This window comes from Streptomyces sp. NPDC091972 (assembly GCF_044756385.1).
Lineage (GTDB): Bacteria > Actinomycetota > Actinomycetes > Streptomycetales > Streptomycetaceae > Streptomyces.
On record NZ_JBIVSV010000002.1, the window covers coordinates 643042 to 664037 of the forward strand.

Genomic DNA, 20996 nt, shown 5'->3' on the forward strand with positions numbered 1-20996 from the left:
GGGGGCCGGCCCCGCACGGGCGGGGCCGCCGGGGGTTCCCCGCGCGCCCCCACCCCAACAGCCGGACCAGCGGCCCCCCCCCCCCCCCCCCGGGCGCCCCCCCCCCCGCCCGGGGGGGGGGGCGGGGGGGGGCGCGCCCCCCTTCCGGGTCGGCGAATCGGTCGGACATCGGCGGTCAGTCCGCCTCGCGGCTCCGGCGGCTGCGGCGCAGCACGACGGCCACCGCCGCCACCCCGGCGAGCACCAGACCCGTCACCGCGTGCCCGGTGCCGGGTCCGGCGGCGTGCGGTTCCATGGCGGACAGGTGGGTGGCGGTCCAGCCGCCGCCCGCGTCGACGGGGGCCGCGGGGGACGCCGGGGCGCTGCCGCCGGTCGCCGCCGCGACGGTGATCCTGCCCCGCACCTCGGAGTCGGCGCAGGTGATCCGCACCTCGTACGGGCCGGGTTCGACAGAGGAGCGGACGCGGGTCTCGCCGGCGAGGCTGCCGCCCACCCCCGTCAGCCGGGCGTTCGCGACGAACGCGGCCGAGGCGGCGGTGGCCGTCCTCCCGGCGCAGCCGGTCACCCGCAGCGCGAGGTCGGCGCCGGCGGCGGGGATCGACGGGGTCACCGAGACGCTGCCGCCGTCCGCCGCCTGCGCGGGCGGGGCGAGGGCGACGACAGCCAGGACGGCGGTACAGAGAGTGAGGCGTAGTGAACCCATCGTGAACCTCCAGATATGTGGAGGGTCTCCCGGGGACCGCGGGCCCGCATCCCGGGGGGCGCCGCGTTGCTCCGTTCGGGTCGGCCTCAGATCCGGTCGACGAGGTCCGCGATGGAGTCCACGACCTTCGAGGGCCGGTACGGGAAGTCCTCGACCTGCTCGGGCCGGGTCAGGCCGGTGAGCACCAGGAAGGTCTGCATGCCGGCCTCCATGCCGGCCAGGACGTCGGTGTCCATGCGATCGCCGATCATCGCGCTGCTCTCGGAGTGCGCCCCGATGGTGTTGAGCCCGGTGCGCATCATCAGCGGGTTGGGCTTGCCCGCGAAGTACGGCTGCTTGCCGGTCGCCTTGGTGATCAGGGCGGCGACGGCGCCGGTGGCCGGTAGCGCGCCCTCGGCGGAGGGGCCGGTCTCGTCGGGGTTGGTGCAGATGAAACGGGCACCGTCGTTGATGAGCCGGACCGCCTTGGTCATGGCCTCGAAGGAGTAGGTGCGGGTCTCGCCGAGGACCACGTAGTCCGGCTCGTGGTCGGTGAGGATGTAGCCGATGTCGTGCAGGGCGGTGGTCAGACCCGCCTCCCCGATGACGTACGCCGTCCCCTCGGGCCGCTGGTCGTCCAGGAACTGCGCGGTGGCCAGGGCGGAGGTCCAGATGTTCTCGATCGGGACGTCCAGGCCCATGCGGCGCAGCCGGGCGTGCAGGTCGCGCGGGGTGTAGATGGAGTTGTTGGTCAGCACCAGGAAGGGCTTGCCGGACTCGCGGAGCTTCTTGAGGAAGGCGTCGGCGCCGGGGATCGGAACGCCCTCGTGGATGAGTACACCGTCCATGTCGGTGAGCCACGAATCGATGGGCTTGCGGTCTGCCATGTGCGGGATCTCCTGCCGTACGCGTGTACGCCTGCTGCGTCGGCCCCAGCCTAGACAGTGGCCGGATCTTGGGGGAACGGCCGGCCGGGGACGGGCACCGGAAGCCCTGGGGTCAGCGGCGGCCGCGGGCCCGGAGGATCGCACCCGCCGTGACCAGGAGGAGGGCGGCGGTTCCGAGGACGGCGGCGGCCACGGCGGGGCCGGTGCTGGCGAGTTCCTCGGCCGCGTCCGTGAAGGGGAGGCCCTCGGGGGTGGGGGTGGTGTCGTGCCGCGCGGCCGGGGCGGAGCCGATGCCGAAGCGGTAGTCGTTGGACTGCCCCACCCAGTCGCCGTCCTCCCCGTGTCGCTGGACCACGGCCGCGTTGGCGGTGACCTCGTTCGGTACGGCGTCCTCGGTGACGGCGAGCCGCACCTTCACGGTGAGCGTCCTGCCCGGCCCCACGGTGAGCCCGGCGCCGCCGAACGCCCCCACCAGCTCGTCCGCGTCGGTGCTCTCGAACCGTACGGCGCGCTTGCGGGCACCGTCCTGGAACTCCAGGCGGACCTGCGACGGCTTCAGCGCGTGCCGCTCGTCGACGAGCACGACGACCGGGTGGATCCCCGCACAGGTGTGCCGGGTCGTGTTCACGAGATCCAGATACCAGCCCCCGAACTCCCCGCCCTCGTAGACGTCGGGCCCACCGTGAATACGGGTGGCGAGGGGGAAGGAACGGCCGACTGGGGTGCAGGAGTGGTCGGCGGAAGAGGAGGGGGATGCCGGGGCGGGGCTGGAGGTGGCTGCGGCCACCAGCGCGGGGGCGGGGGGTGGACCGACGGCGGCCGGGGGTGCGGGCGGCACGGCGAAGGCCGACCGGGCTCTCGCGGGACCGGCGGGCAACCGGGCGACGCCCAGGCCGGCCGCCGCCGGAGCCCCAGCCAATGCGGCCGGGACCAGGCCGACAGCCCCGGGAGCAGCGGGCAGCGCGGCGAAGGCTGGGCGGGCTCCCGCGGGCGCAGCGGGCACCTGGGCGGCAGCCAGGCCCGCGGCCGTGAAGGGGGCCGGCATCACGGCCGGGACCAGGCCGACAGCCTCGGGAGCGGCGGGCAGCGCAGGCGGGACCAGGTCGGCGGCCGCAGGGGCGGCGGGAAACCGGGCCGGGGCCGGGGCGGCGGCCGCGGGTGGGGTCGGCAGCAGGGCGGCTGCTGCCGCGAGGCCGAGGAGGGTGGGCTTGCATCCGTGGACATACCGTCGCATGAACACATGACCATGCCGGGCCGCCGCGGCCGACGGGGGATGCCGCTCCGTACGGCCTGGGAAGTCCCCTCGATCAGCTCACGCGTCGGACCGGCCGAAGAGCGGGGCCAGTACGAGCTGGGCCGCGCCCTCGGCGACCTCGCCGGTCGCGGCGCGGACGGGGACCGGGTCCTCGCCGGTGCGCCGGGCGCGTTCGTCGAGGACGGCTGCGACGCCTCGCAGGAACGGCTCCGGGGCGTCGCGCACCGTACGGCCGCCCAGCAGGACCAGGTCGATGTCGAGGAGGGCGGCGAGGTTGCCGGCCGCGATGCCGAGGACCCGGGCCGCCCCGGTGAGGTCGCCGCGGGCCACCGCCGCCAGGCACAGCGCCTCCACGCAGCCCCGGTCACCGCAGCCGCAGGGCGGTCCGTCGAGCTGGACGACCTGGTGTCCGAACTCCCCGGCCCCGGTCCGCGCCCCCCGGTGCACGGCCCCGCCGATCACGAGCCCGGCACCGAGCCCCGTACCGAGGTGCAGATACGCGAAGGACCCCCGCTCCCCCGCGACCGCTAGTCCCAATGCGGCCGCGTTGGTGTCCTTGTCGACCACGACGGGCACCCCGAGCCGCCGCGCGAGCGCGTCCCGCAGGGGGAAGCCGTCCCATTCGGGGAAGCCGGTGACGCGGTGCAGCACACCCCTGGTGTGGTCGAGCGGTCCCGGGAGGGCGACGCCCACGCCGAGGAGGGAGGGGAGGGCCGGGAGGGAGCCGGCAGCGGTATGCGGGGCGCCGCCCTCGGCGCCGGGTCCGGGGGCCGTCGTCCCGGCTGCGGGTTCGGTGTCCGGTCCGGCCCCCCGCGCCTCCGCCACCAGCCCCGCCACCTCCCCCGCGACCGCCGAGACGACGGCCTCCGCCCCCGCGCCCAGGTCCAGTCCGGCGTGCCGTTCCCGGACCACCGTCCCCGCGAGATCCACGAGCACCGCCCGCAGCGCGTCCCGGTCCAGGTGGAGGCCCACCGCGTGCCCCGCTGCCGGCACCAGCCGCAGGACGGTCCGCGGTTTGCCGCCCGTCGACGCCCTGTGCCCCGCGTCCGCCGCGAGCCCCGCCTCCCGCAGCCGGGCGGTGATCTTGCTGACGGCCTGCGGGGTCAGCCCGGTCCGTTCGGCGAGTTCCAGCCGGCTGATCCCCCCGGCGCCCGCGCCCCGCAGCAGGTCGAGCACGAGCGCGGTGTTGTGGCTGCGCAGGGCCGGGAGGTTGACTCCGCCGTTCGTCCTGTTCACCCGGCCATTCTCCGTCACGCTTGCACTTTGGCAACACCGTTGCGAAAGTGGAGGGCATGACTGCTGCTGACCTCCGCGTGGGCCTCGTCGGCTACGGCCTCGCGGGCTCCGTCTTCCACGCCCCGCTGATCGCCGCCACCGAGGGCCTCGCCCTCGACACGGTGGTCACCTCGAACCCCGAGCGGCAGGAACAGGCCCGCGCCGAGTTCCCGGACGTCCGTACGGTCGCGGGCACCGACGAGCTGTTCGCCCGCGCCGCCGACCTGGACCTCGTCGTCATCGCGTCCCCCAACAGGACGCACGTCCCGCTCGCCACCGCCGCCCTGGAGGCCGGTCTGCCGGTCGTGGTCGACAAGCCCGTCGCCGGTACGGCCGCCGAGGCACGCGCACTCGCCGGCCTCGCCGAGGAGCGCGGCCTGCTGCTCTCCGTCTTCCAGAACCGCCGCTGGGACAACGACTTCCTGACCCTGCGCCGGCTCCTCGACGAGGGCGAACTGGGCGACGTCTGGCGCTTCGAGTCCCGTTTCGAGCGGTGGCGGCCGCAGCCCAAGGGCGGCTGGCGCGAGTCCGGCGACCCCGCAGAGATCGGAGGTCTGCTCTACGACCTCGGCAGCCACGTCGTCGACCAGGCCCTGACCCTCTTCGGGGCCGCCGCCTCCGTGTACGCCGAGGCGGACGTCCGCCGCCCGGGTGCCGAGATCGACGACGACACGTTCATCGCGATCACCCACGCGAACGGCGTCCGCTCCCACCTCTACGTCTCCGCCACCACCGCCCAACTCGGCCCCCGCTTCCGGGTGCTGGGCTCCAAGGCGGGCTATGTGAAGTACGGCCTGGACCCGCAGGAGGCGGCCCTGCGCGAGGGCGAGCGCCCCGGCACCGGCGCCGGCTGGGGCCGGGAGCCCGAGTCGCTGTGGGGCCGGCTGGGCGCGGGAGAGTCCCCCGTGACGGGCGGCGGCAGCCCCGTCCCCACCCTCCCCGGCGACTACCCCGCCTACTATGCGGCCGTGGCCAGGGCCCTTGCCGACGGCGGCACCAACCCGGTGACCGCACTGGAGGCGGCCGCCGCCCTCGACGTACTGGAGGCGGCGCGCCGTTCGGCTCACGACAAAGTGGCGGTGGAGCTGTGACGCACAACACCGAGCTGACCCCGAAGTTCCACCCGGAACTCACCCCGCCGCTGGAGGAGCTGGAGGCGCAGGAACGCCGCCTGGTCTTCCGGCAGTTCACCTACGAGGACGCCTGGGCGCTGGGCTCCCTGCTGGTCGGCATGGCCCGGGAGCGGCAGGCACCGGTGGCCGTCGACATCCGCCGCGGCGGCCAGCAGCTCTTCCACGCGGCCCTGCCCGGCTCCACCCCGGACAACGACGCCTGGATCGACCGCAAGCGCCGGGTCGTGGAGCGCTACGGCTCCGCCTCCTACCTGGTCGGCGCCCGTTTCCGCGCCAAGGGCAGCACCTTCGAGGAGTCCTCGCGCCTGGACCCGGACGAGTACGCGGCCCACGGCGGATCCTTCCCGATCACGGTGGAGGGCGTCGGTGTCGTCGGCACCGTGACGGTCTCGGGTCTGCCCCAGCTCCAGGACCACCGGATGGTGGTCGAGGCGCTGGAGGAGTTCCTGGGCAAGGACCGCTAGCAAAGCCGGAATGACCGCCGGGGTCTGCCACGTTGGCACCTGCCATGAAGGAGACCATCGGAAAGCACGGCATCTGGAACGGCGGCGGCCTGCGCGCGGAGGACCCGGCCCAGCGGGGTGAACGCGCCGAGGCCGCCGCCGAGTTGGAGGAGCTCGGGTTCGGCGCGATCTGGCTGGGCGGCAGCAGCTCGGCCGCCCACGCCGCCCCGCTCCTGGAGGCGACCTCCCGGATCGTCGTCGGCACCAGCATCCAGAGCATCTGGGACCACGCGGCCGAGGACGCCGCCGCGAGCTTCGCCGACCTGCGCGCCGCCCACTCCGGCCGCTTCGTCCTGGGCCTGGGCGTCAGTCACGCCAAGCTCGCGGAGCGGTACCGGCGCCCGTACTCGGCCCTGGTGGCCTACCTGGACGCCCTGGACGCGGCGGGAATGCCGGCCGGGGGCCGCGTCCTGGCCGCGCTGGGCCCGAGGACCATCGAGCTGGCGCGGGACCGCTCGGCCGGCTCGATCCCGTACCTGATCACCGCGGAGCAGACGGCGAAGTCCCGCGAACTCCTCGGCACGGCGCCCCTGTTGGCTCCGGAGCTGAAGGTCGTCCTCGAGTCCGACCCGGCCCGGGCCCGCACCCTGGCCCGGGACTACCTGGCCCTGTACCTGGGCCTGCCCAACTACACCAACAACTTCCTCCGCAACGGCTTCACGGAGGACGACCTGAAGGACGGCGGCAGCGACCGGCTGGTCGACGCGGTCTTCGCGTGGGGCACGGACGACAAAATCCGCGCCCGCGTCGACGAGTTCATCGCGGCGGGCGCGGACCACGTGGCCTTGCAGGTGGTGGACGGTGGCCCGCGCTACAGCCTTCCGAGGGAGGGCTGGCGCAGGCTCGCATCTCTACTGGGTTGAGGTACGGCCTTCAGGGGCGCGGGGAACTGCGCGACAAGCCACAACGGCGCCGCACCCGCCGAACAACGCGCAGTCCCCGATTCTCCAGCGGAGCGCCTACGCGTCCTTGAACTCCTGCCGCTGACGCCCGAGCCCGGAGATCTCCAGCTCCACCACGTCCCCGGCCCGCAGGTACGGCTTGGGCTCGGGCTCCCCCATCGCCACCCCCGCGGGCGTGCCGGTGTTGATGACGTCACCCGGGTACAGGGTCATGAACTGGCTGACGTACCGCACGACTTCGCCCACGGGGAAGATCTGCTCGGCGGTCGTGCCGTTCTGCTTCAGCTCCCCGTTGACCCACAGCTTCAGGGACAGGCTCTGCGGGTCCGGGACCTCGTCGGCGGTCACCAGCCAGGGGCCGAGGGGGTTGAACGTCTCGCAGTTCTTGCCCTTGTCCCACGTCCCGCCGCGCTCGATCTGGAACTCGCGCTCGGACACGTCGTGCGCCACCGCGTACCCGGCGACATGGGCGAGCCCTTCCTCGGCGGACGACAGATAGCGGGCGGTGCGCCCGATCACGACCGCCAGTTCGACCTCCCAGTCGGTCTTCTCCGACCGGCGGGGCACCAGCACCGTGTCATGGGGACCGACCACGGTGTCCGCGGCCTTGAAGAAGATCACCGGCTCGGCGGGCGGCTCGGCCCCCGTCTCGCGCGCGTGGTCGTGGTAGTTCAGGCCGATGCAGACGATCTTCCCGATCCGTGCGACCGGCGGTCCGACGCGGAGCCCCGTGGCGTCCAGCGCCGGCAGGTCCCCGGCCTGCGCGGCCGCGCGGACCCGGCCGAGTGCCGCGTCGTCGGCGAGCAGCGTCCCGTCGATGTCGTGCACGACACCGGACAGGTCGCGCAGGACCCCGTCGGCGTCGAGCAGCGCGGGCGTCTCCGTTCCCGCCGTACCGACTCGCAGCAACTTCATGATCACTATCTCCCTCGATCGCGGGGCGTCCTCCGACGGGTGCAGCCATCGGATGACTGGTCGATCCTCCAAGCTGCGTGTCCCGTCCGCAATACCCGGTTCACGGACTGGACCGGTCAGCGGTAGAGGGCGGCCCTCTCGACCGCGGCCCACGTCGAACTGGTCACCACGTACAGGGCGGCCGCCAGGGGCACGACCGCCACGGTGAAGAGCGTGAAGAAGGACATGAAGGGCATCACCCTGGTCACCGCGCCCGCCCCGGGCACCGGCTGCCCGTCGCTCACCGGCACGACCGGGTTCGCGGCCATCATCCGCTTGGTGCGGCGGTAGTTGAAGGTCGCCACCACGACCACGAACGCGAAGAGGCAGACGTACACGAGTCCCGCCGCCCCGAACACCCCGCCGTGAGCGAGCGCGTCCGCCCAGCGTCCGCCGAGCGGCGCGGCGAACAGCTCGTGGCTCAGCAGTTCGTTCGCGCTGCCGCCGATCGTGGTGTTGGAGAAGAGGTGGTACAGCAGGAAGAACGCGGGGAGCTGGCACAGTCCGGGCAGACAGCCGGACAGCGGTGAGACCTTCTCCTCGGCGTGCAGCGCCATCACGGCCTTCTGGAGCTCCGCGGGATCGTCCTTGTGCCGCTTCCGCAGCTCGGCGATCTTCGGCTGGAGCCGGGTGCGGGCCTTCTGCCCGCGGGCGGCGGCGCGGGACAGGGGGTGCACGAGCAGTCGTACGAGGGCGGTGAACAGGACGATCGCGGCGGCGGCCGCGGTGGCGCCGAAGAGGGGGTGGAGCAGGTCGGCGAGGTGCTGGACCAGATCAGCGAAGACGGACATGGGTGAGCCCTCCGGGGGTCTCGTCGTGCCGGGAACGGGGAAAGCGGCATGACGACCCGCGCGGGGTGTCCGTACAGAGTGGGCCCCTACGCGGCGGTCGCCGGGCGGGCGTGACCGGGCGCTCGGGGGCGGGAGCGACCCTTGGCGTCGGGGTCGCGTTGCTGGAGGAAGGCCGTACGGCGGGCGCGGTCGCGGATGGCCGTGCGGACCCGGGTGGGCGGTACGGCGGGCGCGCAGCGCGAGGCGATCAGCGAGCAGGCGACGAACGCGGAGCCGGCCGCGGCGGTCGCGGCGAGCGCGACGGCGGCGGAGAGGCTGCCGGCGTCGAGGAGGACGACGTCGAGGAGGAGGAAGAGCAGCACGGCGGCGGGACGCGGTGTCGTCCAGCGGCGCGTCACGGCCACTCCCCCTCTCGCTGCGAGTCCTCCCCCGGTTATACCTGATCGACCGTGATCGGCTGAAGGAGCCTCCTCGGCTGGAGCAGCGCCCGGCTGACCGGGTCGGCCGGGTCCGTGTCGAGCCCGGGGCCCGGCACCATGAGCACGTCCGCGACGGGTACGACGGTGGCGCAGGCGGGGCATTCCCCCCAGGAGCCGAGTTCGGTGCCGCACTCGGCGTGGTGGAAGGTGCGCAGCGCGCTCTCGCCGTGGTGCTCGCGGCCCCAGCGGCCGAGCGCGCGCAGGGCCGGCCACAGGGCGATGCCGCGCTCGGTGATGACGTACTCGTCGCGCGGCGGGGACTCCTGATAGCGGCGCTTCTCCAGAATCCCCTCCTCGGTGAGCATCTGGAGGCGGGTGGCGAGGACCGCGCGCGGGATGCCGAGGTGGACGAGGAAGTCGTTGTAGCGCCGGACGCCGTAGAGGGCGTCGCGGACCACGAGCAGGGTCCAGCGTTCGCCGACGATCTCCAGCGCGCGGGCGATCGAGCATTCCTGTGTCGCGTAGTCCTTGCCCAGTGCCATGCCGCCCACTGTAACCATTTTCCGGTCATGGGTTCAATGACCGAACCTACTCTGCTACGGTGCTCGGCATGCCCAAGTTCAATGAACGAACCCTTACTGAGGTCGAGGCGCCGGCGCCCGCTCCCGACGCGCCCGCCCGTCCCGGGCCCACCCTGGCCCTGACCAGCGCCGCCACCGCCGTGGCCCTCATGACGTACACCGCGCCGGTGGTCCAGCTCCCCGACGTCGTCGCCGACCTGCACACCCCGCTCTCCGCCCAGGCCTGGCTCCTGAACGGCACCCCGCTCGGCCTCGCCGCCCTCCTCCTGGTCGCCGGCAGCCTCGCCGACGACTACGGCCGCCGCCGGATCTTCGTCGCGGGCACCCTGGCCCTCGGCCTCACCACGGCACTGGGCGCCCTGACCTCGTCCACCTGGCTGTTCACCCTGGCCCGGATCGCCCAGGGCGCGGCCAGCGCGGCGCTCCTCGCGAGCAGCCTCGGCCTGATCGTCCACGCCTACCCCTCACCCAGGGGCCGCCTGCACGCGACCGGCGTCTGGGGCGCGTTCGTGAGCGGCGGCATCGCGGTCGGCCCCCTGCTGAGCGGCGCGATGCCGAACTGGAGAGTGTCGTACGGCGTTCTCGGCGCCGCCGCCGTGCTCGTGGCCGCCCTGTCCGCACGGCTCCTGACGGAGTCCCGGGCCCCGCGCGGCGGCCGCCCCGACCTCGCCGGAGCCGTGACCTTCGGGCTCGCCCTGGTCGCCCTGGTGGCCGCGCTGACCCTGGGCCGGGACGGCTGGCTGCGGGCACCGGTCGGGCTGTTGCTGCTGGCGTTCGTGGTCCTGCTCGCCGTGTTCGCCGCGGTGGAACGCCGCTCCGCGACGCCGATGATCGACCTGGAGCTGCTGCGCCACCGCCGGTTCCTCGCGTCCTCCTCCAGCGGACTGTTCACGGGTCTCGCGGTGATCGGCCTGTTCAGCTTCCTCCCGGCCCTGCTCCAGCAGACCGTCGGCCTGTCCGCGATGGACACCGCCTGGCTCTTCCTCCTCTGGTCCGGGCTGTCCTTCGCGGTCGCCCTCCAGGCCCGGCGCCTGGCCGGCCGGGTGCCGCCGCGCTGGCAGCTCGCGATCGGCTTCCTGCTGCACGCGGCGGGCGTGCTGACCATGCTCGGCTCACTGGACGCGGGGTCCTGGGTACGGCTGCTGCCCGGCCTGGTCGTCGCCGGCGTCGGCAGCGGCCTGCTGAACGCGGCGCTCCCGCTGGCCGCCGTGGAGTCCGTCCCGGCCACGCGCGCGGCGATGGGCTCGGGCGCCCAGCAGACCTTCCGTTACATCGGCTCCTGCGCCGGAGTCGCCCTGACCATCGCGATCGCCACCTCCTCCGGCGGCGGCCTCGCCCACGGCGCGGACATCGCCATGGTGGTGTCGGCGGTGCTGGCGCTGGTGGCGGCGGGGAGCGTGGTGGGGCTGCGGGAGCGGTGAGGGCGGTATGGAAGGTGCGGGAACGGTGAGGCCGGTACGGGAGGCGCGGGAACGGTGAGGCCGGTACGGGAGACGCGGGAACGGTGAGGCCGGTACGGGAGACGCGGGAACGGTGAGCCCGGTACGGAAGACGCGGGAACGGTGAGCCCGGTACGGAAGACGCGGGAACGGTGAGCCCGGTACGGAAGACGCGGGAACGGTGAGCCCGGTACGGGAGGCGCGGTTCTCAGCGCGGCCGCGCCGAGACGAGCTTGCCCCACACCACCAGCCGGTACCGGGACGTGTACTCCGGGGTGCACGTGGTGAGGGTGAGGTAGTGACCGGGCGCGGTGTACCCGAAGGCGGGGCGGACCGACGAGCGCGGAACACGGGCGATCACCCCCGAGTCGCGGGCCGAGGTCCGGCGCAGGGTCCGGTCCACGGCGTACGTGTACACCGCGCTCCGCGTCTCCACCCGCACGGTGTCCCCGGGCACGAGCCGGTCGACGTACCGGAAAGGCTCGCCGTGGGAGTTGCGGTGCCCGGCGAGCGCGAAGTTCCCGGCGCCGCCCGGCTGTCCGGTGCCGGGGTAGTGGCCGACGTACCCCTTGTTGAGGACACTGCGCCGGCCGACGCCCTCGGCGACGGGGACGCGGAGGTGGAGGCGGGGGATGCGGAGGACCGCGTAGGCCCGGGACAGGTCCGGGACGGCGGGACGGGGGCCCTGATCGGCCGAGGACTCCCGCGGCTGCCGCTGTTCCCGCGCTCCCCCCGCATCCCCCGCTTCCCCCGCCTCCCCCGCTTCCGGGGAAGTCGACGGGGAGCCTGAGTCGGCCCCCGGGCCCCGCTCCCACTCCCGCTCCAGCACCTCGACCTCGCGCCGGGCGCCCTCCCGGGCCTCCCGGTTGGTCCACCACAGCTGGTGCACGACCAGGAGCAGCAGGACGAGGCCCCCGGTGACGAGGAGTTCGCCGCCCGCCCGCACCGCGCGCCGAAGGCGCTCGCGCCGGCGCCGGGTTCCGTGGTGCACGATCCGCAGCCGCAGGTACCCGGTCCGCTGCCGCCGGTACCCGGTCCGCTGCCGCCGGTGCACGATGTGCTGCCGCCGGTACCCGGTCCGCTGCCGCCGGTGCACGATGTGCTGCCGCATGGGTCACGCCTCCTCGGCCGGGGCCGCCCGCACGATAAGGCCGGGGCGTTCAAGTCACCAGTGCCGCGGGCTTCGCCGGGCCGGAGCGGCGGTCGGCGTGTCCGGTATACCGAACTTCCTCCACCGGTTTTAAGAAGGGCTGTCAGAACCCTCGACAACCTTCCTGGCCACACCCGATGCTTCGTTTGGCATGAACGGGGCAGGCCACGACGCGGGTCACAAGGCCGCGTCCATCCATCGGAGTTCGGAGTAGCCATGATCCGACGCAGAACGCTGCTGACAGCCGCAGGAGGCACCCTCCTCGGCAGCGCGCTGGCCACCGGTACCGCCCGTGCGGACGCCACGATCGCCGTCAGCCCGGGAACCTCGTACGGCACCTGGGAGGGCTGGGGCACCTCGCTCGCCTGGTGGGCCAACGTGTTCGGCGCCCGGGACGACTTCGCCGACATCTTCTTCACCACCAAGTCGACCTCGTACAACGGCACTTCGCTCCCCGGCCTCGGCCTGAACATCGCCCGCTACAACCTGGGCGCGTGCAGTTGGAACACCGTGAACGGCTCGGCCATGGTCGCCTCGCCCAACATCCCCGCCTTCAAGCAGATCGAGGGCTACTGGCAGGACTGGAACAACGAGAACCCCACGTCCTCGGCGTGGGACTGGACGGCGGACGCCAACCAGCGGGCGATGCTGGTGAAGGCCACGGCCCGGGGCGCCACCTCGGAACTCTTCGCGAACTCCCCGATGTGGTGGATGTGCCTGAACCACAACCCCTCCGGCGCCTCGGACGGCGGCAACAACCTCCAGTCCTGGAACTACCGCCAGCACGCCTCCCACCTCGCCTCGGTGGCCCTCTACGCCAGGAACAACTGGGGCGTGAACTTCGCGACGGTCGACGCCTTCAACGAGCCCTCCTCGTCCTGGTGGACGGCGACCGGCACGCAGGAGGGCTGCCACCTGGACGCGAGCGTCCAGTCGGCCGTACTGCCGTACCTGCGCAGCGAGTTGAACAGCCGCGGCCTGACCGGCGTACGGATCTCGGCCTCCGACGAGACCAGCTACGACCTGGCCCGCACCACCTGGAACTCCTTCAGCTCGACCACGAAGGGGTACGTCGACCAGGTCAACGTGCACGGCTACCAGGGGTCGAGCGGCCGCAGGGACCTCCTCTACACGGACGTGGTCACCACGGCCGGCAAGAAGCTGTGGAACTCCGAGACCGGCGACGGCGACGGCACCGGCTACACCACGGCCTTCAACCTCCTCTACGACTTCCGCTGGCTGCACCCGACGGCCTGGGTCTACTGGCAGGTCATGGACCCGACGGCGGGCTGGGGAGTGATCAAGTACGACGCCGGCACCCTCCAGGCCGGCGCGATCGAGACGAAGTACTACGTGCTGGCCCAGTTCAGCCGCCACATCCGCCCCGGGATGAAGATCCTCGACACGGGCGTGAGCAACGCGGTCGCGGCCTACGACGCCGCGGCCAGGCGCCTGGTCATCGTGGCCCTGAACACCTCCACCTCCGCCCAGACCCTGACCTTCGACCTGTCCCGCTTCACGACGGTGACGGGCGGCTCGGGCGGCCTGGTCCCGCGCTGGAACACGGTGACGACGGGCGGCGACAAGTACGCGTCGTACTCCAACACCTTCCTGAGCGGGAAGTCGGTGGCGGTGCCGTTCGCGGCGAAGGCGGTGCAGACACTCCAGATCGACGGCGTGACGATCTGAGACCGAGCCGAGTGCCGGTCCGAGGCCGGTCCGAAGCCGGTCCGAGGCCGACGTGGTGCAGGCCAGGGGCCCTTCCCGCCAACCGGCCCCTGGCCTGCACCTCTCTCTCCTTTGACACTGATCGGCAGTACGGTGTCCCCCATGCGCCCCGACACGCCTGCCGAGAACGTCGACCACAACGCCGAAGCGGCGCGCCTGGAGCGGACCGCCGACCGGTATCCCGAGGACGCCGAAGCCCTGCTCCTGCAGGCCGCGGCCCATCTGGAGCTGGCCGGCGACCGCCCCGCCGCGTCCTCCCTCTACGACCGCCTGCTGGCCGCGCAGGACGGCCTGGAGAACCCGTTTCTCGTCCGCGCCCTGAAGGCCGCGAACCTGTGGGAGTACGGCCATGAGGCCGAGGCCCGCGCGATCATCGACGGCGTCCGGGCAGCCTCTCCCCGGGACCCGGCCCCCTGGGTGATCGTCGCGGAGGCCCTGGAGTCCCACGACGAGCTGGAACAGGCGCAGGAGACGTTCACGCAGGGCGCGAAGGTCCTCCTGACGGACGTCCCGGAGCCGCCGTACTCCACGCATCCTCTGCTGTTCGGCCGCCACCGCGTCCGCCGCATGCTGGGCCTGGCCCACGACGAGTGGGACACCCTGGCGGACACCCTGCACTCCTCCCCGGTCTCCCTGGACGAGCTGCACGACCCGAAGCGCGTGTGGTCCCTCGGCTCGGAGAACCCGGCGGAGCTGGAGGCGGAGATCTCCCGCCTGCGCGCCGAACTGGGCACCTACCGCGAGGCGTTGTCCCGCCCCTTCCCGGTGGCGGTCCTGCACTGGCCGGCGTCCGAACTCGCGGAACTGGTCGACGCCTACCCTTCCCTCTCCGCGGAGTACCCCTCCCACGAGGAGCACCTGGCGACGATAGAGGCGTCCCTGCGCGAGCTCGCCGCCTCCGGCACGGCGAACCTGGGCATCGTCTCGGGCACGGTCCCGTCCTACGAGGCCTTCGCCGCCTCGGAGGGCACGTCCCCGTCGGAGACCTCCCTCCTCCCCCAGTACGCGACGACCCTGGCAGCCCGAGGCCGAGCGGCGGAGTGGCCCCCGCAGCGGGGGGCGGGGTGCTGGTGCGGGTCGGGACGGAGCTACGGGGAGTGCCACGGGGAGTGAACGAGCGCCGGCGGGGCGGAATCGAGGACGGCACCGGCAGCCAGGGGCCGTCTCGTTCCGGTTCCGCTGCTCCTACAGGGCTTGTTCGCGCTAACGTCATATTTGACCGAGTGAACTGGCATGCCCCACACATCCCGGCATGTCCCGCCCCCGAGGAACACCTGCATGGCGCCCTATGAGCCGTCTTCGGACTGGCAGTTCGATGTACCTACCACCGGAAGTAAGCAGCTTCCCCCGGCGGCCAGGTCGTTCGAATCGCTGGCGCACCAGGGCTACAGCTTCGAGGCGGCCATCGCCGATTTGATCGACAACTCCATCGACGCAAGGGCGCAGAACGTCGTCGTGAGCTTCCTGCGGGACACCGGTGAGCGTGGTGGCCTGGATCGCGTGGTCGGCCTCCTCGTCGTCGACGACGGTGACGGCATGGACGACGCAGGCCTGGACACGGCAATGACGATCGGTGGGCGCGAGAAGTACGCCCCCGGTGCCCTGGGACGCTTCGGTGCCGGGCTGAAGGCAGCCTCGCTCTCGCATGCGGACGCACTCACCGTGATCAGCCGGACCAGGCGCAGTCCGTCGACCGGCCGCCGTTGGCTGACCGCCAACGCTCAGGCCGACTTCACCTGTGACATCGTGGATGCGAGATATTGCCAAGACCTGGTCGACCGCTACGACGGAGTCATCGGCTGGCACGGCACGATCGTGCGCTGGGACCAGGTTCGCGCGTTCGAGACCGTCACGGACGGACAGACAGATCGATATCTCAATGACGCGATCGAACGCCTCGAGACCCATCTCGGCCTCTATCTGCACCGCTTCCTCTCCCGCGACGACTTCCACGTGGACATCGTCGTGGAGGACGTCCACACCCGCGAGGAACTGGACCACCGGGGGGTGGAGTCCATCGATCCCTTCGGCTATCGGGTTCCGGGCCGAGCCGGTTTCCCCCGTACCTACCTCGCGCCTGTCGTGGGCGCCGGCGACATCCCGCTGACTGCTCACATCTGGCCTCCGAAGTCCCCACTGGTCGCATACCGGGGCATCGGGCCGTTGTCCGATCGGCAGGGCTTCTACCTCTACCGCAACGAACGCCTCGTCCAGGCCGGTGGATGGAACGGCACCCGCAGTCCCGAAGGGCACCTGGCACTGGCTCGCATCTCCATCGACCTGCCGTCCGAGCCGAACGACGTCTTCTCCCTCACCGTCAAGAAGGACGGCGTCCAGGTCACCCCTGCCTTTGCCAGAGGCCTGGAGCAGGCCGTCGATCCCGCAACGGGCCACACCTTCACGGCGTACGTCCAAGAGGCAGGCGCCACCTATCGTGAAGCCGCCCGTCGGCGCACAGAGGTCAGGCGGAAGGAGATGATCCCTCCCGGCAAGGGCATCGACCCGAAGGTGAAGCGCGCGCTGCGCGACGAACTGCCGCAGTTGGAGGGCGAAGAGCCCATCACCTTCACCTGGGCCGAGTTGGACACACCCGACGGCAAGGGCTCCGGCGAACTGCTCTTCACGATCGACCACAAGGAACGCCGGGTCGTCCTCAACAAGGACTACCGCCAGGCCTTCAACGGAGACCGACACGGCGGTTCGAACGATGCACCCGTCCTCAAGAGCCTCCTCTACCTGATGCTCAACGAGATCTTCCAGAAGGAGCGAGTCTGGGCCAACCAGACCGACAAGATCGCGCTGTGGAACAGCGTGCTCGTGGCGGCGGCACGTGCGGAACTGGACCGTACGGACTCTTAGTTCCCCCGCGACGACCCCACGCCGAGAGAACCGGATCAGGACAAGTGACTGCCGAGAAAAACACCTCAGCCGACCATCTCGCCGATCTCCACGGTGAGATCCTCGACGCGATGAGTCGTCGTGGCCCCAGGCACTTCGCCAAGCTGGCATTCGCCCTGTCCGACGCCGACGAGCCGGTCGACATCGATCTGTCCCACTTCCGCGAGCGCATCGCGGCCGCGACCGCCGGCGACGAACTGCTCGCCGTATGGAGCCACAAGCTCGCCGAATGGGACATGCTGCCCGCACCGTCCTGGACCGACACGGCACCACGAACCGATGAACGCCGTGAAGCTGTCTACGACAAGCTCGCATTGGACGGCAGCCTCCGTAAGATCATCGACGTGGCCGTACCGGTGCATAAAGGCCCAGGCCCAGTCACCATCAGTCGGGAGTTCGAGCCCTGGTACACCCGGGAGTTGGCCTCCAACCGATCCTTCTACTGGAAGTCGTACAAAAACCTGCTGCGCCGCAAGGGTTGGAGCCACACCGCCGTGTCCGGCCTGGACGAGGCGGCTCACGCCGTCGTGGAGCGTTTGGCCGATCCCACCCGCGCGGACGCCTACAGCGCACGCGGCCTGGTCGTGGGGTACGTGCAGTCCGGCAAGACCGCGAACTTCACCGGCGTCACGGCAAAAGCCATCGATGCCGGTTACCGCTTGGTCATCGTCCTCGGCGGCACGCTGAACCTGCTGCGCGGCCAGACACAGCGCCGCCTCGACATGGAACTGATCGGCCGGGAGAACATCCTGGGTACCGCCGACGCCGATGATCCCGACTCCTTGGTCGGTATCGACTATCAGGACGACGAAGACTGGCCGGCCAAGTTCGTCTCGTTCGGCGCCCGTCCTTCCTCACTCGGGGCCTTCGACATCGAACGCCTGACGTCGCGCGACAAGGACTACATGTCGCTCGAACGCGGCATCAGCGCCTTGGAGTTCGACAAGGCCGACCCTTCGCGTCCCCTGTATGACCCGGCCAACCTGCACGGGGCGCGCGCCCGCGTCATGGTCGTCAAGAAGAACATGTCCGTACTCGAGAGACTGGTCACGGACCTCAAGAAGTTCGGCCCGATCCTCGGCGAGATCCCGGCTCTCATCATCGACGACGAGTCCGACCAAGCCTCGGTGAACACGACAGACCCGAAGAAGTGGGAAGCCGGCAAAGTCAACCGCACCGCGATCAACGGCCAGATCAGCGCGCTCCTCAAACTGCTGCCCCGAGCGCAATACGTCGGCTATACCGCCACCCCTTTCGCCAACGTCTTCATCGACCCGGGCGACGAGGAAGACGTCTTCCCCCGCGACTTCCTCATCTCGCTCCCCCGTCCAGCCGGTTACATGGGTGTGCAGGACTTCCACGATCTGACCACCGTGGATGGTGAGGGGCCGGGTCAGGCCGAGGCGACACATGTCCGCGGAATCTACGACTCCACCGGCGACCGCCTGCACGAGGCCCTGGACTCCTTCGTTCTCACCGGCGCGCTCAAGCTGTACCGCGCCGATCACGGCGTCCCCGAGAACCATTTCCGCCACCACACGATGTTGGTCCACGAATCGGTCCGTATGACCGAGCACGCCGAACTGGCAGACCGCATCCGAGGTCTGTGGAGCAAGGCCGCGTACTCGGGCCCCGCGGGTCACGCCCGCTTGGAGGCTCTGTTCTCCAAAGACTTCCGAGCCCATTTGGACGAGGCACTCCCCGGTCCCGTGGCGTACGCAGACCTCAAGAAGTACGTGTCGCGCGCCCACCAGTTGATCTCCAGAGGCGGCACGCCGGTCATCGTCGTCAACGGCGACCGTGAACGCGACTACGCCCAGCCCGATCTGGACTTCGACCGCACCCCGAACGTCTGGAAGATTCTCGTCGGCGGCACCAAGCTGTCCCGCGGCTTCACTGTCGAGGGCCTGACGATCACGTACTACCGCCGTACGACCCAACAGGCCGACACTCTCATGCAGATGGGCCGTTGGTTCGGCTTCCGGACGGGGTACCGCGACCTCGTGCGCCTCTACATCGGCCGCGAGGAAACCCTCGGCCGCAGCCGCAACGCCAAGACTGTCGATCTTTACGAGGCCTTCGAGGCGATCTGCCGCGACGAGGAACTGTTTCGTGAGGAACTGGAACGGTACGCGCCTCTGGTGGACGGCCGCCCTCAGGTCACGCCCGCGCAGATCCCACCGCTCGTAGCCCAACATCTGCCTTGGGTGAAGCCGTCGGCCCGGAACAAGATGTTCAACGCGGAGTTGGTGGAACTGCGCTCACCGGGATCGTGGGTGGAACCGACGGCCTATCCGGAGACCCCCGAGCTACTGGCCCACAACACAGAGTGTTGGGAACCGGTGCTGGCTTCGCTGTCCGCCCCTCCGGTACGGCTGGGGGTCGGGAGCGAACCTCACTACGAAGCACGAGTGGGGACCGTCTCCCACGAGACGCTGCTGAGAGTGCTCTGCGACTTGCGCTGGTCCGCCCCGAGTCAGTTCTCGCCGCACCTCGAGTTCCTGCTGCGGGCGGGACAACAGCCGGCGGCGATCGAGGACTGGTTCGTGATCACTCCACTCCAGAGTGCTGTGCGTCGCCGCGAGGCCCGCCTTCTTGGGCACGGTCCTTTCACACCCGTCCGACGGACCCGTCGTCGAGGCTCACTGTTCGGGGCGATCAGCGAGCCAAAGCATCGACCCCCCGCGCTGCGCATCGCAGGCGCCGTCACGACGGCCGCGAGCGCCACGGTCGAGGAGAACGCACGCCCCCGCCGAGGTGGCCTGGTGATCTACCCGGTGGTGGAGTCGGAGCTACGTCTCACCGACGACGGATCTGTGGATCCACGCGACCTGGTCATGGCCTTCGCCTTCGTCGCCCCGAAGTCGTCAGTGGGTCCGGGCCGCCCTCTGGTCCGATTCCGCGCGATCGATTCGGGCCGGCAGGATGCAGTGGTCGTCGACCGAGACGATGTACGTCCTGAGGCGTGACAGCAATGAACGACTTGAGGCCCTCCTCGCCGGGCGTCTCCGCACGTATGTCCCGGCAGGTCAGCAAGGACACAGCAGCGGAGCTCGCGGTACGCCGCCTGCTCCATGCCGCGGGCCTGCGGTACCGCGTGGAGTACCCGGTACCGAGAATGGTGCGGCGCCGGATCGATGTGGCGTTTCCCGGGGTGAAGGTGGCGGTCCTGATCGACGGATGTTTCTGGCACGGGTGCCCGGAGCATGCGACGCAGCCGAAGGCCAATGCGGAGTGGTGGCGCAACAAGCTGGACCGGAACATGGCTCGGGACCGGGAGACGACCGAGCATCTGGTCGCGGAGGGCTGGACGGTCCTGCGGTTCTGGGAACACGAAGCCCCCGAAGCAGTGGCCGTGCAGATCGCCGCCGCTGTGGAGCAACGGCGTGGCGAGCGGATGAGGGGGACAAGGCGATGAGTGGTCTGACCTTAGTGGACGTGTGTTCGGGGGCAGGTGGGCTCGTGCTCGGCCTCGAGCAGGCGGGATTCGAGCCGCGGCTGCTTCTGGACGACGACGAGGTGGCTGTCGCCACTCTGCGAGCCAACCGGCCACAGTGGAATGTGCTCCACACGGATCTTCTGGACTTCGATCCGGCTGAGCATCCCGTGAGCCACGATGTGGACCTCTTGTCGGCCGGCCTGCCCCGAGTCAGGTCGAGCGCGACCGTGGGACGGGCGGATTCGCAGGTGGAGGAGCGCCTGCTGAAGGCCGCGATCTATCTCGTCCACGCGATCAGACCTCGGGCAGTGCTCATCGAGAATGTTTCCGGTCTCGCCCACTCGGACGAGTACCAGGAGTTCCGAGAGTTCGCCCGAGCCGAACTGGCCCACCTGGGGTACGAGTTCACCTGGCTGGTCGTCAACGCCGTCGACTACGGGGTGCCGCAGAACCGCAAGCAGGGTGTGCTGGTGGCCATGAAGCGGCAACAAGCCGGAGTGTTCTGCCCGCCGGCGCCCACCGTCCAGGAACCTACGACAGTCGGCATGGCACTGGGCGATTCGATGGCCTCCCGCGGCTGGAAGGACGCCGCCCGGTGGACGGCGCAGGCGGACCGCCCCGCCCCCACGCTGGTCGGAGGTTCACGCAATCGGGGCGGCGCGGACCTCGGCCCGACCGGAGCCAAGAACACCTGGGCGACGATGGGCGTGAACGCGCATACCGTCGGCGACGCGATCCCCGGTCCCGAGTTCGACTGGAACCCCGCGGCGGGGCGCGACGGCATGGTGAAGATCACAGTTGAGCAGGCGGCTCTGCTGCAGGGGTTTCCCGAGACCTGGCAGATCACCGGCCGGAAGACCGCTCGGTACCGCCAGGTCGGACAGGCGACACCGCCTCCCGTCGGGCGGGCGCTGGGGCGTGCTCTCGTGGCAGCACTGAACGGGCGAGGATGATCTTCCC

General features: G+C 71.2%; 19 protein-coding genes. 10 read left to right on the forward strand and 9 right to left on the reverse strand.

Features of this window, described 5'->3' with window-relative positions:
- Positions 1-175 precede the first annotated feature (175 nt).
- The 4 genes from ACIQJT_RS08155 to ACIQJT_RS08170 form a co-directional block, all read right to left on the reverse strand.
- Positions 176-703 (reverse strand): hypothetical protein, encoded by a 528-nt coding sequence (locus ACIQJT_RS08155; RefSeq protein WP_365449857.1) that lies wholly within the window; start codon positions 701-703, stop codon positions 176-178.
- Between the two features lie 86 nt (positions 704-789).
- A complete protein-coding gene (locus ACIQJT_RS08160) occupies positions 790-1569 on the reverse strand; it encodes an HAD-IIA family hydrolase (protein ID WP_053853155.1) in 780 nt (259 codons plus the stop codon).
- Positions 1570-1681: 112 nt separating this feature from the next.
- Positions 1682-2407 (reverse strand): hypothetical protein, encoded by a 726-nt coding sequence (locus ACIQJT_RS08165; RefSeq protein ID WP_402641340.1) that lies wholly within the window; start codon positions 2405-2407, stop codon positions 1682-1684.
- 474 nt (positions 2408-2881) lie between these two features.
- Complete coding sequence (locus tag ACIQJT_RS08170; RefSeq protein WP_402640938.1) at positions 2882-4060, reverse strand: ROK family protein; 1179 nt, start codon at positions 4058-4060, stop codon at positions 2882-2884.
- A gap of 56 nt (positions 4061-4116) precedes the next feature.
- On the opposite strand from ACIQJT_RS08170, the gene ACIQJT_RS08175 reads away from it, so the two are divergent.
- The 3 genes from ACIQJT_RS08175 to ACIQJT_RS08185 are packed head-to-tail and all read left to right on the forward strand — an operon-like array spanning position 4117 to position 6598.
- The gene (locus ACIQJT_RS08175; protein WP_402640941.1) at positions 4117-5190 is read left to right on the forward strand and encodes a Gfo/Idh/MocA family oxidoreductase; all 1074 of its coding nucleotides are present in this window, start codon (positions 4117-4119) and stop codon (positions 5188-5190) included.
- Positions 5187-5696: a heme-degrading domain-containing protein gene (locus ACIQJT_RS08180; RefSeq protein ID WP_053853297.1), complete on the forward strand. Its 510-nt coding sequence runs from the start codon at positions 5187-5189 to the stop codon at positions 5694-5696. Before ACIQJT_RS08175 ends, ACIQJT_RS08180 begins: the two co-directional genes overlap by 4 nt.
- Before the next feature lie 44 nt (positions 5697-5740).
- Entirely contained in the window at positions 5741-6598 is an 858-nt protein-coding gene (locus ACIQJT_RS08185) for an LLM class F420-dependent oxidoreductase (RefSeq protein WP_402640944.1), read from the forward strand.
- A gap of 96 nt (positions 6599-6694) precedes the next feature.
- Here ACIQJT_RS08185 and ACIQJT_RS08190 read toward each other — a convergent pair whose 3' ends face one another.
- The 4 genes from ACIQJT_RS08190 to ACIQJT_RS08205 all read right to left on the reverse strand — a co-directional run bounded on the left by ACIQJT_RS08190 (position 6695) and on the right by ACIQJT_RS08205 (position 9343).
- Entirely contained in the window at positions 6695-7552 is an 858-nt protein-coding gene (locus ACIQJT_RS08190) for a fumarylacetoacetate hydrolase family protein (RefSeq protein WP_402640947.1), read from the reverse strand.
- A 116-nt stretch (positions 7553-7668) separates the two neighbouring features.
- Positions 7669-8382, reverse strand: coding sequence for a YidC/Oxa1 family membrane protein insertase (locus ACIQJT_RS08195; RefSeq protein ID WP_402640950.1), 714 nt, complete (start codon positions 8380-8382; stop codon positions 7669-7671).
- 86 nt (positions 8383-8468) lie between these two features.
- Positions 8469-8780, reverse strand: a complete 312-nt coding sequence (locus ACIQJT_RS08200) for a DUF6412 domain-containing protein (protein WP_365449843.1) — start codon at positions 8778-8780, stop codon at positions 8469-8471.
- A gap of 35 nt (positions 8781-8815) precedes the next feature.
- A complete protein-coding gene (locus ACIQJT_RS08205; protein ID WP_402640953.1) occupies positions 8816-9343 on the reverse strand; it encodes a winged helix-turn-helix transcriptional regulator in 528 nt (175 codons plus the stop codon).
- A gap of 68 nt (positions 9344-9411) precedes the next feature.
- Here ACIQJT_RS08205 and ACIQJT_RS08210 point away from each other — a divergent pair, with 68 nt between their 5' ends.
- The gene (locus ACIQJT_RS08210) at positions 9412-10803 is read left to right on the forward strand and encodes an MFS transporter (RefSeq protein ID WP_402640956.1); all 1392 of its coding nucleotides are present in this window, start codon (positions 9412-9414) and stop codon (positions 10801-10803) included.
- A gap of 226 nt (positions 10804-11029) precedes the next feature.
- Here ACIQJT_RS08210 and ACIQJT_RS08215 read toward each other — a convergent pair whose 3' ends face one another.
- Entirely contained in the window at positions 11030-11827 is a 798-nt protein-coding gene (locus tag ACIQJT_RS08215; RefSeq protein WP_402641342.1) for a class E sortase, read from the reverse strand.
- A 360-nt stretch (positions 11828-12187) separates the two neighbouring features.
- On the opposite strand from ACIQJT_RS08215, the gene ACIQJT_RS08220 reads away from it, so the two are divergent.
- The 6 genes from ACIQJT_RS08220 (at position 12188) to ACIQJT_RS08245 (ending at position 20989) form a co-directional block, all read left to right on the forward strand.
- Complete coding sequence (locus ACIQJT_RS08220; RefSeq protein ID WP_402640959.1) at positions 12188-13660, forward strand: beta-1,6-galactanase; 1473 nt, start codon at positions 12188-12190, stop codon at positions 13658-13660.
- Positions 13661-13801: 141 nt separating this feature from the next.
- Positions 13802-14812 carry an SEC-C domain-containing protein gene (locus ACIQJT_RS08225; protein ID WP_402640962.1) on the forward strand — a complete coding sequence of 337 codons (1011 nt, stop codon included), beginning with the start codon at positions 13802-13804 and terminating at the stop codon, positions 14810-14812.
- A gap of 165 nt (positions 14813-14977) precedes the next feature.
- Complete coding sequence (locus ACIQJT_RS08230; RefSeq protein ID WP_402640965.1) at positions 14978-16558, forward strand: ATP-binding protein; 1581 nt, start codon at positions 14978-14980, stop codon at positions 16556-16558.
- 110 nt (positions 16559-16668) lie between these two features.
- Positions 16669-19566, forward strand: coding sequence for a Z1 domain-containing protein (locus ACIQJT_RS08235; RefSeq protein ID WP_402641344.1), 2898 nt, complete (start codon positions 16669-16671; stop codon positions 19564-19566).
- A 5-nt stretch (positions 19567-19571) separates the two neighbouring features.
- Complete coding sequence (locus ACIQJT_RS08240; protein ID WP_402640968.1) at positions 19572-20015, forward strand: very short patch repair endonuclease; 444 nt, start codon at positions 19572-19574, stop codon at positions 20013-20015.
- On the forward strand, positions 20012-20989 hold the full coding sequence (locus tag ACIQJT_RS08245; RefSeq protein ID WP_402640971.1) for a DNA cytosine methyltransferase: 978 nt from the start codon (positions 20012-20014) through the stop codon (positions 20987-20989). The genes ACIQJT_RS08240 and ACIQJT_RS08245 overlap by 4 nt, the downstream gene beginning before the upstream one ends.
- The last annotated feature ends 7 nt before the right edge of the window (positions 20990-20996 follow it).

Excerpts from the sequence above, each read along its gene's own strand:
- ACIQJT_RS08205 (WP_402640953.1), bottom strand. The coding sequence starts at position 9,343 with ATGGCACTGGGCAAGGACTACGCGACACAGGAATGCTCGATCGCCCGC.
- ACIQJT_RS08195 (WP_402640950.1), bottom strand. The coding sequence starts at position 8,382 with ATGTCCGTCTTCGCTGATCTGGTCCAGCACCTCGCCGACCTGCTCCAC.
- ACIQJT_RS08155 (WP_365449857.1), bottom strand. The coding sequence starts at position 703 with ATGGGTTCACTACGCCTCACTCTCTGTACCGCCGTCCTGGCTGTCGTC.
- ACIQJT_RS08225 (WP_402640962.1), top strand. The coding sequence starts at position 13,802 with ATGCGCCCCGACACGCCTGCCGAGAACGTCGACCACAACGCCGAAGCG.
- ACIQJT_RS08190 (WP_402640947.1), bottom strand. The coding sequence starts at position 7,552 with ATGAAGTTGCTGCGAGTCGGTACGGCGGGAACGGAGACGCCCGCGCTG.
- ACIQJT_RS08240 (WP_402640968.1), top strand. The coding sequence starts at position 19,572 with ATGAACGACTTGAGGCCCTCCTCGCCGGGCGTCTCCGCACGTATGTCC.
- ACIQJT_RS08220 (WP_402640959.1), top strand. The coding sequence starts at position 12,188 with ATGATCCGACGCAGAACGCTGCTGACAGCCGCAGGAGGCACCCTCCTC.
- ACIQJT_RS08230 (WP_402640965.1), top strand. The coding sequence starts at position 14,978 with ATGGCGCCCTATGAGCCGTCTTCGGACTGGCAGTTCGATGTACCTACC.
- ACIQJT_RS08210 (WP_402640956.1), top strand. The coding sequence starts at position 9,412 with ATGCCCAAGTTCAATGAACGAACCCTTACTGAGGTCGAGGCGCCGGCG.
- ACIQJT_RS08185 (WP_402640944.1), top strand. The coding sequence starts at position 5,741 with ATGAAGGAGACCATCGGAAAGCACGGCATCTGGAACGGCGGCGGCCTG.
- ACIQJT_RS08235 (WP_402641344.1), top strand. The coding sequence starts at position 16,669 with ATGAGTCGTCGTGGCCCCAGGCACTTCGCCAAGCTGGCATTCGCCCTG.
- ACIQJT_RS08245 (WP_402640971.1), top strand. The coding sequence starts at position 20,012 with ATGAGTGGTCTGACCTTAGTGGACGTGTGTTCGGGGGCAGGTGGGCTC.
- ACIQJT_RS08160 (WP_053853155.1), bottom strand. The coding sequence starts at position 1,569 with ATGGCAGACCGCAAGCCCATCGATTCGTGGCTCACCGACATGGACGGT.
- ACIQJT_RS08175 (WP_402640941.1), top strand. The coding sequence starts at position 4,117 with ATGACTGCTGCTGACCTCCGCGTGGGCCTCGTCGGCTACGGCCTCGCG.